Annotated in this window: 13 protein-coding genes and 1 pseudogene; 3 read left to right on the top strand and 11 right to left on the bottom strand. The window is 66.2% G+C overall.

Going from position 1 to position 14,574, the window contains the following annotated elements; translation table 11 throughout:
* Window positions 1-64 precede the first annotated feature (64 nt).
* Entirely contained in the window at window positions 65-1,294 is a 1,230-nt protein-coding gene (hemW, locus tag ABRP28_RS05340) for a radical SAM family heme chaperone HemW (RefSeq protein WP_350003211.1), read from the bottom strand.
* 36 nt (window positions 1,295-1,330) lie between these two features.
* Window positions 1,331-3,184 (bottom strand): translation elongation factor 4, encoded by a 1,854-nt coding sequence (gene lepA, locus ABRP28_RS05345; RefSeq protein ID WP_231454271.1) that lies wholly within the window; start codon window positions 3,182-3,184, stop codon window positions 1,331-1,333.
* A gap of 177 nt (window positions 3,185-3,361) precedes the next feature.
* Between lepA and ABRP28_RS05350 the strand changes: the two genes are divergently transcribed.
* Together ABRP28_RS05350 and rpsT are read left to right on the top strand one after the other, a co-directional pair.
* Window positions 3,362-3,922 carry a type II toxin-antitoxin system PemK/MazF family toxin gene (locus ABRP28_RS05350; RefSeq protein WP_350003209.1) on the top strand — a complete coding sequence of 187 codons (561 nt, stop codon included), beginning with the start codon at window positions 3,362-3,364 and terminating at the stop codon, window positions 3,920-3,922.
* Between the two features lie 170 nt (window positions 3,923-4,092).
* Window positions 4,093-4,353 (top strand): 30S ribosomal protein S20, encoded by a 261-nt coding sequence (rpsT, locus tag ABRP28_RS05355; RefSeq protein WP_056739236.1) that lies wholly within the window; start codon window positions 4,093-4,095, stop codon window positions 4,351-4,353.
* Between the two features lie 196 nt (window positions 4,354-4,549).
* Here rpsT and holA read toward each other — a convergent pair whose 3' ends face one another.
* The 7 genes and pseudogenes from holA to ABRP28_RS05390 form a co-directional block, all read right to left on the bottom strand.
* Entirely contained in the window at window positions 4,550-5,566 is a 1,017-nt protein-coding gene (gene holA, locus ABRP28_RS05360; protein ID WP_350003208.1) for a DNA polymerase III subunit delta, read from the bottom strand.
* Window positions 5,500-7,137, bottom strand: coding sequence for a ComEC/Rec2 family competence protein (locus tag ABRP28_RS05365; RefSeq protein WP_350003206.1), 1,638 nt, complete (start codon window positions 7,135-7,137; stop codon window positions 5,500-5,502). The genes holA and ABRP28_RS05365 overlap by 67 nt, the downstream gene beginning before the upstream one ends.
* A 478-nt stretch (window positions 7,138-7,615) precedes the next feature.
* Entirely contained in the window at window positions 7,616-8,542 is a 927-nt protein-coding gene (locus tag ABRP28_RS05370) for a helix-hairpin-helix domain-containing protein (protein ID WP_350003204.1), read from the bottom strand.
* Between the two features lie 189 nt (window positions 8,543-8,731).
* Window positions 8,732-8,821 (bottom strand): annotated as a pseudogene (locus ABRP28_RS05375) (DUF4193 family protein); the annotation flags it as partial.
* 16 nt (window positions 8,822-8,837) lie between these two features.
* Window positions 8,838-9,113, bottom strand: a complete 276-nt coding sequence (locus ABRP28_RS05380; RefSeq protein ID WP_350003202.1) for a hypothetical protein — start codon at window positions 9,111-9,113, stop codon at window positions 8,838-8,840.
* 121 nt (window positions 9,114-9,234) lie between these two features.
* The gene (locus ABRP28_RS05385; protein WP_350003201.1) at window positions 9,235-9,513 is read right to left on the bottom strand and encodes an antibiotic biosynthesis monooxygenase; all 279 of its coding nucleotides are present in this window, start codon (window positions 9,511-9,513) and stop codon (window positions 9,235-9,237) included.
* Window positions 9,514-9,556: 43 nt separating this feature from the next.
* Window positions 9,557-9,928 carry a hypothetical protein gene (locus tag ABRP28_RS05390; protein ID WP_350003199.1) on the bottom strand — a complete coding sequence of 124 codons (372 nt, stop codon included), beginning with the start codon at window positions 9,926-9,928 and terminating at the stop codon, window positions 9,557-9,559.
* A 77-nt stretch (window positions 9,929-10,005) separates the two neighbouring features.
* On the opposite strand from ABRP28_RS05390, the gene ABRP28_RS05395 reads away from it, so the two are divergent.
* Window positions 10,006-10,770 (top strand): nucleotidyltransferase domain-containing protein, encoded by a 765-nt coding sequence (locus ABRP28_RS05395; RefSeq protein ID WP_350003197.1) that lies wholly within the window; start codon window positions 10,006-10,008, stop codon window positions 10,768-10,770.
* Window positions 10,771-10,814: 44 nt separating this feature from the next.
* Here ABRP28_RS05395 and ABRP28_RS05400 read toward each other — a convergent pair whose 3' ends face one another.
* Window positions 10,815-11,810: a DegV family protein gene (locus ABRP28_RS05400; protein ID WP_350003196.1), complete on the bottom strand. Its 996-nt coding sequence runs from the start codon at window positions 11,808-11,810 to the stop codon at window positions 10,815-10,817.
* A 56-nt stretch (window positions 11,811-11,866) separates the two neighbouring features.
* Window positions 11,867-14,395, bottom strand: a complete 2,529-nt coding sequence (gene leuS, locus ABRP28_RS05405) for a leucine--tRNA ligase (RefSeq protein WP_350003194.1) — start codon at window positions 14,393-14,395, stop codon at window positions 11,867-11,869.
* Window positions 14,396-14,574: the final 179 nt, after the last annotated feature.

The following is a 14,574-nucleotide window of genomic DNA, read 5'->3' on the forward strand; positions in this document are numbered from 1 at the left end:
CGCAAGCTCGTGCCGGGGCCCTCGCCGGCGTGGGCCCACCGCCCGCAGCCCAGCACTGAAACTGCTAGTCCGGCAGGACCCGGCGCACCACGGCGTCAGCCAGCAGCCGGCCTTTCAGCGTGAGGACCAGGCGGCCTGCGAAGGCGGCGGCGGGATCAATCAGTTCCTCCGCGATGAGCCCGGCCACCTCGCGCCGTCCTGCGGTGCCCAGCGAGGAGATCTCGAGGCCGGATTGAAGGCGGACCTCAAGCATCACGCGCTCCATGTTCCGTGTTTCCGCATCCAGGGTTTCCCTGCCGGCCGCCGGTGACACTCCCTGCGCCAGGCGCCCCGCGTAGGCAGTGGGGTGCTTGACGTTCCACCACCGCACACCGCCCACATGCGAGTGGGCCCCCGGCCCAATCCCCCACCAGTCGTCGCCGCGCCAGTAGGCCAGGTTGTGGCGGCAGGCCTGTCCGGGCGTGCGCGCCCAGTTGCTGACCTCGTACCAGCCCAGGCCGGCCTTGGTGATCAGCTCATCGGCGAGCTCGTACTTGTCGGCGTGGTCGTCGTCGTCGATCCCGGGGACTTCACCACGGCGGATCTGGGCGGCAAGCTTCGTTCCGTCTTCGATGATCAGCGCGTAGGCGCTGATGTGGTCCGGCTGGTAGGAAAGCGCCGTCTCGAGCGAGTACCGCCAGTCCTCCAGGGACTCCCCGGGCGTGCCATAGATGAGGTCCAGGCTGACGGCCAGTCCGGCGTCGCGGGCCCACTGCACAACCTGCGGCACGCGGCTGGGCGTGTGGGTCCTGTCCAGGACCTTGAGGACGTGGGGAACAGCTGACTGCATGCCGAACGAGATCCGGGTGAAGCCGGCGTCCTTGAGGATGGCAAGGGACTCGGGGGTGACGGAGTCCGGGTTCGCCTCCGTGGTGACCTCGGCGCCCTCCTCGATCCCCCACAGGTCGATGGCGCGTCCCAGGATCAGGGCCAAGTCCTCCGCGGGAAGCAGGGTTGGCGTGCCGCCCCCGAAGAACACCGTGCTGAGCGGCCGCGCGGGCAGGCCTGATTCCGTGAGGACTCTGGCTGCCAGGGACACTTCCGAGGCCGCGGTGGCGGCATAGGCGTCCTGGGAGGCACCGCCGCCAAGTTCCGTGGCGGTATAGGTGTTGAAATCGCAGTACCCGCAGCGGACCGCGCAGAACGGGATGTGTACATAAAGCCCGAACGCCCGCTCCGCCGCACCATCGGCTGCCTGGTGGGGCAGCAGACCGTCCGACGGCGCCGGGTCGCCAAGGGGAAGAACGCTAGGCACTGCAGGGGCCTCCGGCAGTACCGGCTGCTGTAACCACTACTTCCTGGCCTTGTCCTTGGACTCGTCGGTGGTGAGCGCAGCGATGAAGGCTTCCTGGGGGACCTCGACGCGCCCCACCATCTTCATGCGCTTCTTGCCTTCCTTCTGCTTCTCCAGCAGTTTCCGCTTACGGGAGATGTCACCGCCGTAGCACTTGGCCAGGACGTCCTTGCGGATGGCGCGGATGCTTTCGCGGGCGATGATCCTGGAACCGATGGCCGCCTGGATGGGCACCTCGAACTGCTGGCGCGGGATAAGCTCGCGCAGCTTGGTGGTCATCATGACGCCGTACGCGTAGGCCTTGTCCCGGTGGGTGATGGCGGAGAAGGCGTCAACCTGTTCGCCCTGGAGCATGATGTCCACCTTCACAAGGTCGGCCACCTGGTCGCCGTCGGCCTTCCAGTCCAAGGAGCCGTAGCCGCGGGTCTTGGACTTCAGGATGTCGAAGAAGTCGAACACGATCTCGGCCAGCGGCAGGCGGTACCGGATTTCCACCCGGTCCTCTGACAGGTAGTCCATGCCGCCCATCACGCCGCGGCGGCTCTGGCACAGCTCCATGATCGCGCCGACAAATTCGTTGGGAGCCAGGATGGTGGCGGCCACCATGGGCTCGCGGACTTCGGAGATTTTGCCGGACGGGTATTCGCTGGGGTTGGTCACGTGGACCACCTTCTTGTCCTCCAGCGTCACCTCGTATTCCACGTTGGGTGCGGTGGAGATCAGATCCAGGTTGTACTCGCGCTCGAGCCGCTCGCGCGTGATCTCAAGGTGGAGCAGGCCCAGGAAGCCTACGCGGAAACCGAAGCCCAGCGCGGCAGACGTCTCGGGCTCGTATACCAGGGCGGCGTCGTTGAGCATCAGCTTCTCCAGCGCATCGCGCAGCACCGGGTAGTCCGTGCCATCCAGCGGATAGAGGCCAGAGAAGACCATGGGCTTGGCATCCGCGTAACCGGGAAGAGAGTCTGCGGCAGGCTTGGCCATGTTGGTGACGGTATCGCCCACCTTGGACAGGCGGACGTCCTTCACACCCGTGATGAGGTAGCCCACTTCGCCGACGCCCAGGCCCTTGGAGGGTGTGGGTTCCGGTGAGCTCACACCGATTTCGAGGAGTTCGTGGGTGGCCCGGGTGGACATCATCTGGATGCGCTCACGGGGATGCAGCATGCCGTCCACCACCCGGACGTAGGTCACCACGCCGCGGTAGGTGTCATAGACGGAGTCAAAGATCATGGCGCGGGCGGGGGCATTGGCGTCGCCCTGTGGCGCTGGAAGGTCGCGGACAATCTTGTCCAGCAGCGCCTCGACGCCCATGCCGGTCTTGCCGGAAACGCGCAGGACGTCCTCAGGTTCGCCGCCGATCAGGCTGGCCAGCTCGGCCGCGTACTTCTCCGGCTGCGCTGCCGGAAGGTCGATCTTGTTCAGGACCGGAATGATGGTGAGGTTGTTCTCCATCGCCAGGTACAGGTTGGCGAGGGTCTGGGCCTCGATCCCCTGGGCAGCGTCCACCAGGAGGATCGCTCCCTCACACGCCGCGAGCGAGCGGGAGACCTCGTAGGTGAAGTCGACGTGTCCGGGCGTGTCGATCATGTTCAGCGCGTAGCTGGTGCCGTCCAGTTCCCACGGCATACGGACTGCCTGGGATTTGATGGTGATGCCGCGTTCGCGCTCGATGTCCATCCGGTCCAGGTACTGTGCCTTCATGTCACGGGACTGGACTACGCCGGTGAACTGCAGCATCCGGTCGGCCAGGGTGGACTTACCGTGGTCAATGTGCGCGATGATACAGAAATTCCGAATAATGGCCGGATCTGTCGCGGCGGGCACCGGTGCGGTGCGGGCCATGGGAGACACGCAGGGGTCCTTACTCTTGGCATTCACACGGCCACCGCCGGGCCCGCCGTGGGCGGCCCGCGGACAGGCCGCACATTTTCAACCTCCAGTGTCCCACGTCGGAAGCTGCCACACCGCATCCTGGACGGAGTAGCCGCCTTCATTCTCCCGTGCGCGAGGCAGCTATAGGGTGGCTGGATGGTTTTCAATCTCCGATCACTGCAGGACGCGGTCAGGACAGGACTGCGAACACTCCGAAAGGCGCGAAGGGCTGCCGGGGCTGCTGGCCACCCCTCCCCCGGCCGGGCCACGCCGGCTTCCGGCAATGGACAGGCTGGGGGCGGCGCCGCTGCCGCTACCACCTACCCCGGGGACTTCCACGGAAAGTTCACCGTTAGGTATGCAGCCAGTCCGGATGGCGAGCCCGATCCGGGGGAAGTGGTGTGGGCCTGGGTGCCGTACGAAGAAGACCACAGCCGCGGGAAGGACCGGCCAGTCCTGCTGGTGGGCCGCAACGGCGGCTACCTGCTCGGACTGATGCTGACCAGCAGGGACCGGGTTCCTGATACTGCAGCCTCAGCGGACTACGTGGACATCGGAGTTGGAGGCTGGGACCGTCAGGGCCGCCCCAGTGAAGCCCGGCTGGACCGCGTCCTCCAGCTCCGCCCGGACGGCATCCGGCGGGAGGGTGCCGTACTGGACCGCAACCGTTTCGAGCGGGTGGCCTCCTCCTTGCGCCGGCGACACGGCTGGGCCTGAGCCTGTGAAATGGCAGGAGTTGCCCCTGACCTGCTATTCTTTATAGCTGTGTGTCCGTGCAGGTCGACGGCCACTGATGGTTGGCCGCCATAGGTATCCCCACGCCGCTCAGTCAATGGCCAACCTGAAAGCCCTCTAGACCATTTCCGCATTAAAAAGAGAGTTCACACGTGGCGAATATCAAGTCCCAGAAGAAGCGCATCCTTACCAACGAGAAGGCACGGCTGCGCAACAACGCAGTCAAGTCCGAGCTGAAGACGGCCATCCGCGCCGTCAACACCGCCGTTGAGTCCACGGACAAGGATGCAGCTGCTGCTGCCCTGGTTACTGCCAGCCGCAAGCTGGACAAGGCTGTTAGCAAGGGTGTTCTGCACAAGAACAACGCAGCGAACCGCAAGTCGGCGATCTCCAAGAAGGTCAACGCACTGTAAGGTTTCCAGTTCGTTTGAACTGATGGTTGTGGCCGGTACCCTCGGGTGCCGGCCACACATCTTTAAGTGCAGAGTTAGGTCCGTTGCCTAACCTCATGCGCGGACTAAGGCCTTGTAGCTTCCGGCCCGCTCACAAGCTTAGGAAATTCGGCTGACCGGCGTCCCGGGAAAGTTTCGCCGGGGGCCTGGTCGACGGTCAGCAGCCCTGGACAGACATGGCAATGACCGTAACCGCGTGCTCCACGGCATAGACGGGGTCGCGCGAAAGTCCTTTGACCTGCGCGTCGGCCTCGGCGGTGGCCTGGATGGACCGGACCAGCCCGTCCGGCGTCCATCGCCGCACGTCCCGCTGCGCCTGCTCAACCAGCCAGGGTTGCATGCCAAGCTCTGCGGCTATCTGGGCGGAGGATCCGGATGCGCCGGCAACCCGCGCCACCGTTCGGAGCTTTGCGGCCAGCGCGGCCACCAACGGTACGGGATCCGCTCCGGTGGCCAGGGCATGTCGGAGGGTGGACAGGGCCAAGGGCGCATTGCCCGCCATGGCAGCGTCAGCCACCTTAAATGCTGTCGCCTCGATACGGCCACCGTAGTAGCGGTCCACGATGTCCGAGGTTACGGTGGTTCCCGCGTCGGCGATGAGCTGGCTGCATGCGGCGGCAAGTTCTGAAAGGTTGGCTCCAACCGCGTTGACCAGGGCCTGGACGGCGTCCTGCTCAATACGGCGGCCGCCCGCCTTGAATTCGGCCGCCACAAAGGCCACCTTGTCTGCGTCTTTCTTGAGCGGCTGGCAGTCCACCACCGGCCAGCCGCCCTTCTTGACGGCGTCCAGGAGCTTCTTTCCCCGGACTCCCCCGCCGTGCCGGAGGACCAGGACGGCATCGGGTTCCGTGTGTTCCACGTACCGAAGCGCATCAGCGAGGAAGGCATCGTTCATGGCTTCGACGGCTTCAACCTCGATGAGCTTGCTCTCACCGAACAGCGAGGGACTGACCTGCATCAGCAGGGTGCCGGGCTCATAGGCAGCCGCGTTGATCCGGCTGACCTCCACGTCGGGTGCCGCCGCCCGCACCTGCGCGCGGATGCGGTCCATGGCCCTGATGCCCAGATACTCTTCCGGGCCGCTGACCAGCACCACCGCTGCAGGCGCTACGTCCCGCCAGGTGGCCGCATTGGATGCCGGGGAACGGGTTGCTCGCTTCTGCGCAGCGGCCATCGTGGGTTCCTTCCGGAAAGTATTGTGGAGTATCCCAGCCTGCCACGTCCGGCTCCCCGCTCCAAGCCGGGGCCGGGCTGCCGCGCCATCTTCCACATCGTCCCGGGCTCCTGCCGGAAGCCCCAGCGGCGGAGCGACAGGACAGCCCTATCCTCCAGGGCTTCGATGAGCGAAACGAGATGCCGGTGACAGGACATGACCAACCCGCCGGCCTGGCGCGGCCGGGCACAAGCCCAGACGGTTCCATACGTCAGAACAGACAGGAACAGCATGGTCAGCAGCCCGTGAATGCCTTCCGGCCAGGGCAGCGATGCTCCCGGGAGCTGTGACGTGAACCTTGCCACGGCGGCGACGCCGGCACTGAACGTCCCGGCCACCGCGATGAGGGCGGTTGCCGCCCACGGGGCAAGAACCACCAGGGGAACAGCTGCCGTCCCCAGCAATGTCACAGGAGCCACCAGGGGCGAGGCGATAATGTTTGCCAACAGCGAGTAGGTGGAAAACTGGGGTTGCAGGATCACGATCACCGGTCCGCAGAGTAGCTGGGCTGACAGCGGGACGGCCACCGCTGCTGCCGCCCAGCGCGGAACGAACCCGGGCATCCAACTGATGATTCGCCGGCCAAGGACAATGATTCCCAGGGTGGCCAGAACGGACAGGAGAAACCCGAAGCTGGACCCCAGGCCAGGGTCTGTCAGCAGCAGGCCGATCACCGCAAGGCACAGGAAGCTGAGGCCCCGTCCGGAACGCCCGCCGGCCAGTGATATGACGGCGATGGCACCCATGAGGGCTGCCCGCAGGACGCTGGCGTCCGGCCCCACGAGGAGCACGAAGAGCCAGAGGCCGGCGCCGGCCAGGGCAGCGGCGGGGAGGCGCGGCAGGCGCAGGCCCCGGCAAGCCAGCAACAGTGCCCCAAGGACCAGGCTGCAGTTGGCGCCGCTGACGGCCGTCAGGTGCGTCATGCCCACCCCCTTCATGGCAGTCTCCAGTCCCTCGTCCAGCGCCGTGGTGTCTCCCGTGACCATGCCCGGCAGCAGGCCGCGGGGATCGGGGGTGAGGAAGGAGGACGCGGCCACGAATTGTTCCCGAAGTTCTTTGGCCGATCCCTCCAGGATTGGCACGGCGGTGGCCTGGCCCGGGCCTGAGGAGGCCGTGAGAATCGCGGCTTCCTCCGTTCCTGGCACTGGCGGCCGAAGCTTTCCCGTTGCGCGGACCAGCTGGCCGGTCACCACACTGCCCCAGTCGCCGCCGCCCATAACCACAAGCTGAGCCCGGGTTCGGAGCAGGACACCGCCGGTGCTGACGTCGCGGGTCCAGACAGGCACTGACCAGCGTTCCGGCGTTCCCGCCTGGCCTGGTGCAGTGAGCGCCCGGGGGCCGCCGGCCACTTCGACGACGGCCACTACTGATTTCCCTGCAGCAACAGCCTCAGCCAGGGGCCCCTCGTACCGCTGGCTGGCTGCCGCAGCCGAGTGTGCGGCCGCGGCCGCCGCCAGGAAGAGTGCTGCCGCGCAGGTGGACAGGAAACTGCGCCGGGCGCGCGGGCGTTCTGTCCTTGGTGTGAATCGCAAGCGGCTCCGGCGTATCAACAGCATCCCTGCAAGAGCAAAACTACAACAGAGTGCCGCCAGTGCCAGCGGCTGCAGCCAAAGCCCCGCGATGGAGGCCGCCCATACGGCCACAGCCGGCACGGCGAGACGGACGTCGGTGCGGCGGCGGGACTCCTCGCTGCCGGCAGCTGCGTCTTTCCCTCCATTCCCCTTCGTTTTTCCCTGCCAGGCAGAACCCCGCACCCCGTCCCACTGCTCTTGGACACGCTGCCCTAAAGTCGCGGGAACCGTGAAGTTCCGGCGCTGTCCCGGCTCTGTTCCGGAACCCGATTTCGTCGTATCCCCGGTCCGCCGGAGGCTTCCTTCGGCGCCAGTTGTGCGCGCTGGTCCGGGCACAGCTGTGGGTCCCCTGACTGCAGACTCCACATACCGCTGCCATGGGCTGCCCGGGGGCTTCTCCCTGCGGCTACCCATCAGACACACCCCTCACGTCGTCCCATCACACCGTCACCAGCGGCAGCAATGCCTCAAGCATCTTGGGTCCAACGCCGTCTACCGCGTCCAGCTCCTCGACGCTTTTGAAGGCCCCATGCTCGTTGCGCCAGTCCACGATGCGCTGGGCAAGCACCGGCCCGACCTTGGGCAAGGTATCCAGCTCCTCCACGCCCGCCGTGTTGAGGTTGATTTTCGCTCCCGCAGCGTTTCCCGCGTTACCCTCGGCCACACTTCCGGCTCCGGGTTCCGGACCTGTGCCTCCGATTCCTGCTGCCGGCAACTGCTCGCCTTCGCGCGGCACATGGATCTTTTGGCCGTCCTCCACCACGAGGGCCAGGTTCAGCCGGCCAAGGTCCGCGCCGGGGATTGCGCCTCCAGCGGCCGTGATGGCCTGGTGCACCCTGCTTCCCGCCGGCAGCTGCACCACTCCGGGACTGGTCACGGCTCCGGCAACATGGACCACCACCGCAGCGGCGGTCTCAGCCTCCGCGTTCTCAACGCCCGGCCCACTGCCACCGGCCCCCTCATCTCTCGTAACGGTGGCCCTGGCTGAAGGGTTAGCGGCAGGGCTGCCGGGGCTTACGCCGCTGAGCGGAAGGATCTCCGGCCGGCCCGCCGCCACCTGCCACCAGAACCACGCCGCGGCAGCAACAGCAAGGACGCCAAGAAGGACCGCCAGGCGGGGGCCCAACCGCCAGCGGAGTGCCGGCCCCAGGGCCGTGGACGCGGTATCCGCGTCCTGTCCGGATTCCCCGGGCGACGCCGTGCCGGAAGCGTCCGGATCGTGGCCGCCGGCACCCTGGTACTCAAAGAGCTGATTCCCGTCGGTGTCCAGCAACAGGCCGGACGGCGCCTCGCCCAGGGCTGCCTGCAGCCGGGTCCTGGCATGGCGCGCCGAGTGACCTGCTGCTCCAGCGTCCCGGCGTGACATAGCTTCACGCTAGGGACCACTGCGCGGGGGCAACAGGGCAGCCGCATCATATGTGGAAAAGCTCCTTTCAGCCGGACCGGCAGCGGGCTGACCTCCATGCGGCAAACACTCCAGGTCAGCGGCGGGAGCGTGGATTCTTCGCGGATGCTGTCCCAGATGCGCTCCGGGACAGCCGGCCAGAACCGTTAAGCCCTCACATTCGACGCAGTAGGCATGGCCGTCCTTCTCGCGCGCCTTCTGCGAACGGTGCCGGACCAGAAAGCAGGAGTAACAGGTGAACCTGTGACGGGGCCTTTCAGAACACCTGCGACTCCAGGAAGCCGTAGACGAACCAGATCAGGACGCCGGAGGTGATGGTGAGGGCGATGGTGCCTGGAACGCGGCCACGGCGACGTACGAGACTGACGACACCCAAGGCAATAGTGGCGAGGGCTGCGGGGAAAGTAACGCTGAAGAGGTAGTAGAACAGGCCAATCCCGGAGTCGACACCGCCCCCGACGGCCCACACAGCCCAAAAGACTCCTGCGGTATTGAGCACCAGGATCAGCAAGGCAAGAAGACCTGCATTCAACTTTCGGCCACTTGATTCGGCGTCGTCTTGGCCATGGCCCTTCTCTGTCATCCCCATCCCCGTGACGTTACCTCCCGCAGAGACTATCTGGTCCGGGTCTGGAAGTGAACGCGGAGAAGACCTAAAGCCCCACAATCGTGTAGCGGCGCTCGATCCCGGCCGTGGCCCGCCCCCAGATGCTGCCCGCCACCCGTTCCTGGTGAAGCCTAAAAGCATGGGGGTCGCTGAAATGTTCGTCGACCTTCCAGACCAAGGGGTCGCCGGTAGGCGTCACGCTGAAGGAGACACAGCCGGGTTCAGCCCGGGTCAGCGTGACGTGCCGGTCGAGATGCTGAACCACGACGGCAACCTGGTTGTTGTTACGGCACACGAGCTGTCCGCTCAAATAGACAGCAGTCACTGGCCAATCCTCTCGACTCTCGGGCATCCCAGCCTTCCGGTGTTCACCCACCGGTCAACTTTCCGGATTGGGCAAGTGACCGGCGGATACCCACGATCCTGACGGCCACCCCCGTCAGGACCAGGCCAATTCCCAGCGCCATCAAGATCCATACCGGTACAGAAGCGGCATCGATGTTCCGGTAGCACTCCGCCGCCAGCCCCGTAGTCCGCATCTGGATGTCGGCCTCTTCAGCAGCACTGCTTTGCGGAAGCAGCGGGCTGCCGCACAGCGGCCCCACTGTCTTCATTCCGATAACAAAACTCAGGATGTGCAGGGCAAACCCGACGGCAATTGTCAGAATCCAGCCGCGCCGCTGGCTAAGCTCCTGGTTGATGTCCACAGTCGAATTTCCCGGCGAATCCCGAACCTCCATGTTCAGAGCCTAATGGAAGTTCCCCACGGAGACGCCGTACGGTGTTTCAACAGGTCATTTCCAGGAGGCGGTTCGGCGTGGACGACTCAGTGTTCGTTGACTATGTGGCCGGTCACCTGGCCGCTCTTCCCGGGGTTCTTGCGGTAACTCTCGGGGGGTCACGGGCGACCGGCACCCACAGCCCGTCCAGCGACTGGGATTTCGCCCTGTACTACCGGGAAAATTTTGATCCTGATGACTTGAGGAACATCGGCTGGCAGGGAACGGTTTCCGAGATTGGCGGCTGGGGCGGCGGAGTCTTCAACGGCGGGGCGTGGCTGGAAATCGACGGCCGCAGCGTGGATATCCACTACCGGAACCTCGACGTTGTTGAGCATGAGCTGGCCGAGGCGCAGCACGGCAGGTTCCACATTGAGCCGCTTATGTTCCACCTGGCCGGGATCCCCAGCTATCTGGTCGTGGCCGAACTCGGCATCAACCGCGTCCTTCGCGGGGATGTGCCGCAGCCGGAGTACCCGCAGGTCCTCCGCAGGACCGCCCCGAGCGTCTGGATGGACCGGGCCCACATGACGCTCGGCTACGCGCGCCGCGCATACGCCGCCAACGGGCGCCTGACGGAACTGGCCGGCGCCCTGGCCATCTCCGCTGCGATGGCAGCACACGCCGTGCTCGCCGCCCGGGGCGAGTGGATCACCAACGAGAAGCGGCTACTGGAGCGTGCCGGGTTGCGCCACATGGACGAGCTCATCTTTGGGCTGGACCGGGAGCCACCCGTTCTTGGAGAAACCATCGATCAGGCAATCCAGCTCTTCAACGATGCTTTGGCCGAAGCAGTGCCCTGATTCCCTTCTGCTCCGGCTCACGGCCAAGTCTGAGCCAATGCCTGCTACGAGGAAAGCGTTCCCGGAAAAGTGCCGGTATCCCCCGGTTCCTCCCCCACGATGACGGCCAGGACGCCCAGGCCCGCGTGGGCAGCCAGTACGGCCGGAAGGGAACTTGCCTGGGCCGGGGGGCACAGCGGCAATTCGCGCGCCAATCGTTCGGCGAGGCTCTTAGCCTCGTCAGGATTCCCAAAGTGGTGGACGGCCAGCCGAACGGCCGGGGCAGGACGGGCGCCGGCATCAGCGGCAACAATCTCTTCCAGCCGGGCTACAGCCTTTGCGGCCGACCGCACCTTTTCCAGCGGCACGATTTTGCCGCCCTCCACCGCCAGGATGGGCTTGATCGCCAGCATGGTGCCCAGCAGCGATGCCGCAGCACCGATGCGGCCCCCGCGCCGCAACTGCTCCAGGCTGGGAACGTAGAAATACACTTTGGTCCGCGCTGCCTGTTCCGCGGCGGCAGCGGCAACGGCGTAGGCATCCCCGCCGTCGGCCGCGGCCCGGACAGCCGCCTGCACCGCCATGCCCTGGGCCATCCCGACAGTCCGCGAATCGACTACCTCCACCGGGATGCCCACCCGGGCCGCTGCAAGGCGGGCAGCATCAGCCGTCCCGGACAGTTCTCCGGAGATGTGGACAGACACCACCGCTTCGAACCCGCGCTGCCAGGCCGCACGGTAAGCCTGCTCGAACTGGCCGGGTGACGGCCGCGAGGTCTTCACGGACGTTCCGCTCGCCAGCGCCAGGGCGATGGTTTCGGAGATGTCATCCTCGCCCTCGCCATAGATCTCATCCCCCACCATCACGGGCATGGGTATCACAGCCAGCCGCCCGTCACCGCTGAGCCCGGCGGTCCAGTCAGCAGGCAGCGCCGCCGCGGAGTCGGTCACCACGGCAGTGCGTACGACGGCGGCGGGCTGGCTCCCAGGGGCCTCCTGCCCGCGGCGGCGTGCCAGCAGGCGTGCACGGACCCAGGGCCAGGCGGGGTCACGGTCGGGCAAGGGGGCCTCCTGGGATCACAGCAGGCCGCCGGAGGGCTCCGGCGGCCTGGTCCGGCCTAGGCCGGGACGATGTTGACCAGTTTAGGGGCGCGGACAATAACGGTGCGGATGCCACGGCCGTCGAGGGCGCGCTGGACGTTCTCCGAGGCCAGCGCCAGCTCGCGCAGCTGGTCCTCGGTCACGGAAGGAGGAACCTCCAGCCTGTCACGCACCTTGCCCTGTACCTGGACCACGGCGGTGACGGTGTCCTGCACCAGCAGGGACTCGTCGTGCGCCGGCCAGCCCGCATTGGCCACCGAGGCAGGGTACCCCAGCACGTTCCACATGTCCTCAGCCGTATACGGGGCGAACAGGCTCAGGATCACGGCAACCGCCTCCGCCGCCTCACGGACAGCCGGGTCAGTTCCGCCTGCGCCGGAGTCGATGGCCTTCCGGGTCGCGTTGACCAGTTCCATCAGCTTGGCCACCACGACGTTGAACTTGTTGGCGTCCAGGAGTTCGGCGGCGTCTGCGATGGTCCGGTGCGTGACGGAACGCAGGGCGCGGTCGCCGGTGGCCACGTCAACACCGGGTTCGCTGGCCACGTCCTGGGCGAGGCGCCAGGCGCGGGCCAGGAACTTCGCAGAGCCCGACGGCGAGACGTCAGCCCAGTCCACGTCGTCCTCCGGCGGGGAGGCGAAGATCATGGTCAGGCGCACCGCGTCCACGCCGTACTTGTCCAGCTGCTCCCCGAGGTCCACACCGTTGCCCAGCGATTTGCTCATCGCCTTGCCGCCGTTGAGGACCTGGCCCTGGTTGAGCAGTGCGGTGAAGGGCTCGTTGGCTTCGATCAGGCCGAGGTCGTTGATGACCTTGGTGAAGAACCGGGCGTACAGCAGGTGCAGGATCGCGTGCTCCACACCGCCGACGTACTGCCCCACCGGCATCCAGTCGTTGATCTTCTGGGGATCGAAGGGGCCCTCGGTGTAGTGCGGTGAGACGAAACGGAGGAAGTACCAGGACGAGTCCACAAAGGTATCCATGGTGTCCGTGTCGCGCTTGGCCGGCCCATGGCAGGTGGGGCACTCGACGTTCACCCAGGCCTCGGCCGCGGCCAGGGGCGAGGTGCCCTTCGGTGACAGGTCCTCGCCGCGCAGGTCGGAGGGCAGCTTAACGGGCAGCTGCTCATCCGGCACCGGAACTTCGCCGCAGGACGGGCAATGGATGATCGGAATGGGAGTACCCCAGAACCGCTGGCGGCTCAGCAGCCAGTCCCGCAGCCGGAAGTTCACGAACTTCTCGCCCGTGCCCTGCTTCTCCAGCACGGCGATCGCGGCCGGGATGGCCTCGGCCTTGGGCAGGCCGTCCAGGTCGCCTGAGTTGATCAGGGTCCCCTCGCCCGCCGTCGCGGTACCGGACACGGCCGGGTCTTCCTCGCCGGTGTCCAGGACGGCCCGCACGGGGAGGTCGAACTTGCGGGCGAAGTCCAGGTCGCGCTGGTCGTGGGCGGGCACGGCCATGATGGCCCCGGTGCCGTAGTCGGCCAGGACGTAGTCCGCCGCCCATACCGGCAGCTTCTCGCCGTTCAGGGGGTTGATGGCGTACCGGCCGGTGAAGACGCCCGTCTTTTCGCGTTCGGTGGACTGGCGTTCAATTTCGGAGAGCGCCTTGACCTGTTCGCGGTAGTCGTCCAGGGCGGCGGCGTGCTCGTCCGTGACGAGTTCGACGGCGAGCGGTGCGTCTGCGGCCACCACGAAGAACGTTGCGCCGTACAGGGTGTCCGGGCGGGTGGTGAAGACCGTGACCTCCTTGGCGGGCCTGCCGCCGTCGGCCTCAATCACAAAGTTGACGTGCGCACCCTCGGACCTGCCGATCCAGTTTTTCTGCATGGCCAGCACGCGCTCAGGCCAGTGGCCGCGTAGCTGCTCCATGTCATCGAGCAGCCGGTCCGCGTACTCGGTGATTTTGAAGTACCACTGGTTGAGGGACTTCTTGGTGACGGTGGTGCCGCAGCGCTCGCAGGCGCCGTTGACTACCTGTTCGTTGGCCAGCACGGTCTGGTCCTTGGGGCACCAGTTGACCGGGGAGTTCTTCCGGTAGGCCAGGCCGCGCTCGTAGAAGCGCTTGAACAGCCACTGGGTCCAGCGGTAGTACTCCGGATCGGAGGTGTGCAGCCGCCGGGACCAGTCCGCGGAGATGGCGTAACGCTTGAAGGACGCGGCCTGGGTGTCGATGTTGGCGTACGTCCACTCGCTGGGGTGGGCGTTGCGTTTGATCGCGGCATTCTCCGCTGGCAGGCCGAAGGAGTCCCAGCCGATGGGGTGCAGGACGTCGTAGCCCTTCTGGCGCAGGTAGCGTGCCACGACATCGCCCATGGCAAACGCTTCCGCGTGGCCCATGTGCAGGTCACCGGATGGGTAGGGGAACATGTCCAGCACGTAGCGGCGCTCGCGCGACCCGTCGTCGACGGGGGTGAAGACCCTAAGGTCCTCCCACACCTGCGGCCATTTGGCCTCCATCGCCGTGAAGCTGTAGGTGCCCTCCTCGGGCACGTCCGCTGACACTGTTGCTGCTGTTCCGGTCTCTGTCTCCGGCTGAACGCCCACTGCTGCCCTCTTCTGTTCTGTTACGGCATCGGTGCTGCCATAACGGCCTGATCCTCCTGCTGCCACCGGAAATGCTCCCGGACACACAAAAGCCCCTCACCATGGAGGGGCTGCCGCACGCTATCCGTTGTTTCGGATACCGGGCGGCTGGCTAAGCAGAAGGATCGCACGCATGCAAC

It is taken from the genome of Pseudarthrobacter sp. WHRI 8279, assembly GCF_040224115.2.
GTDB lineage: Bacteria > Actinomycetota > Actinomycetes > Actinomycetales > Micrococcaceae > Arthrobacter.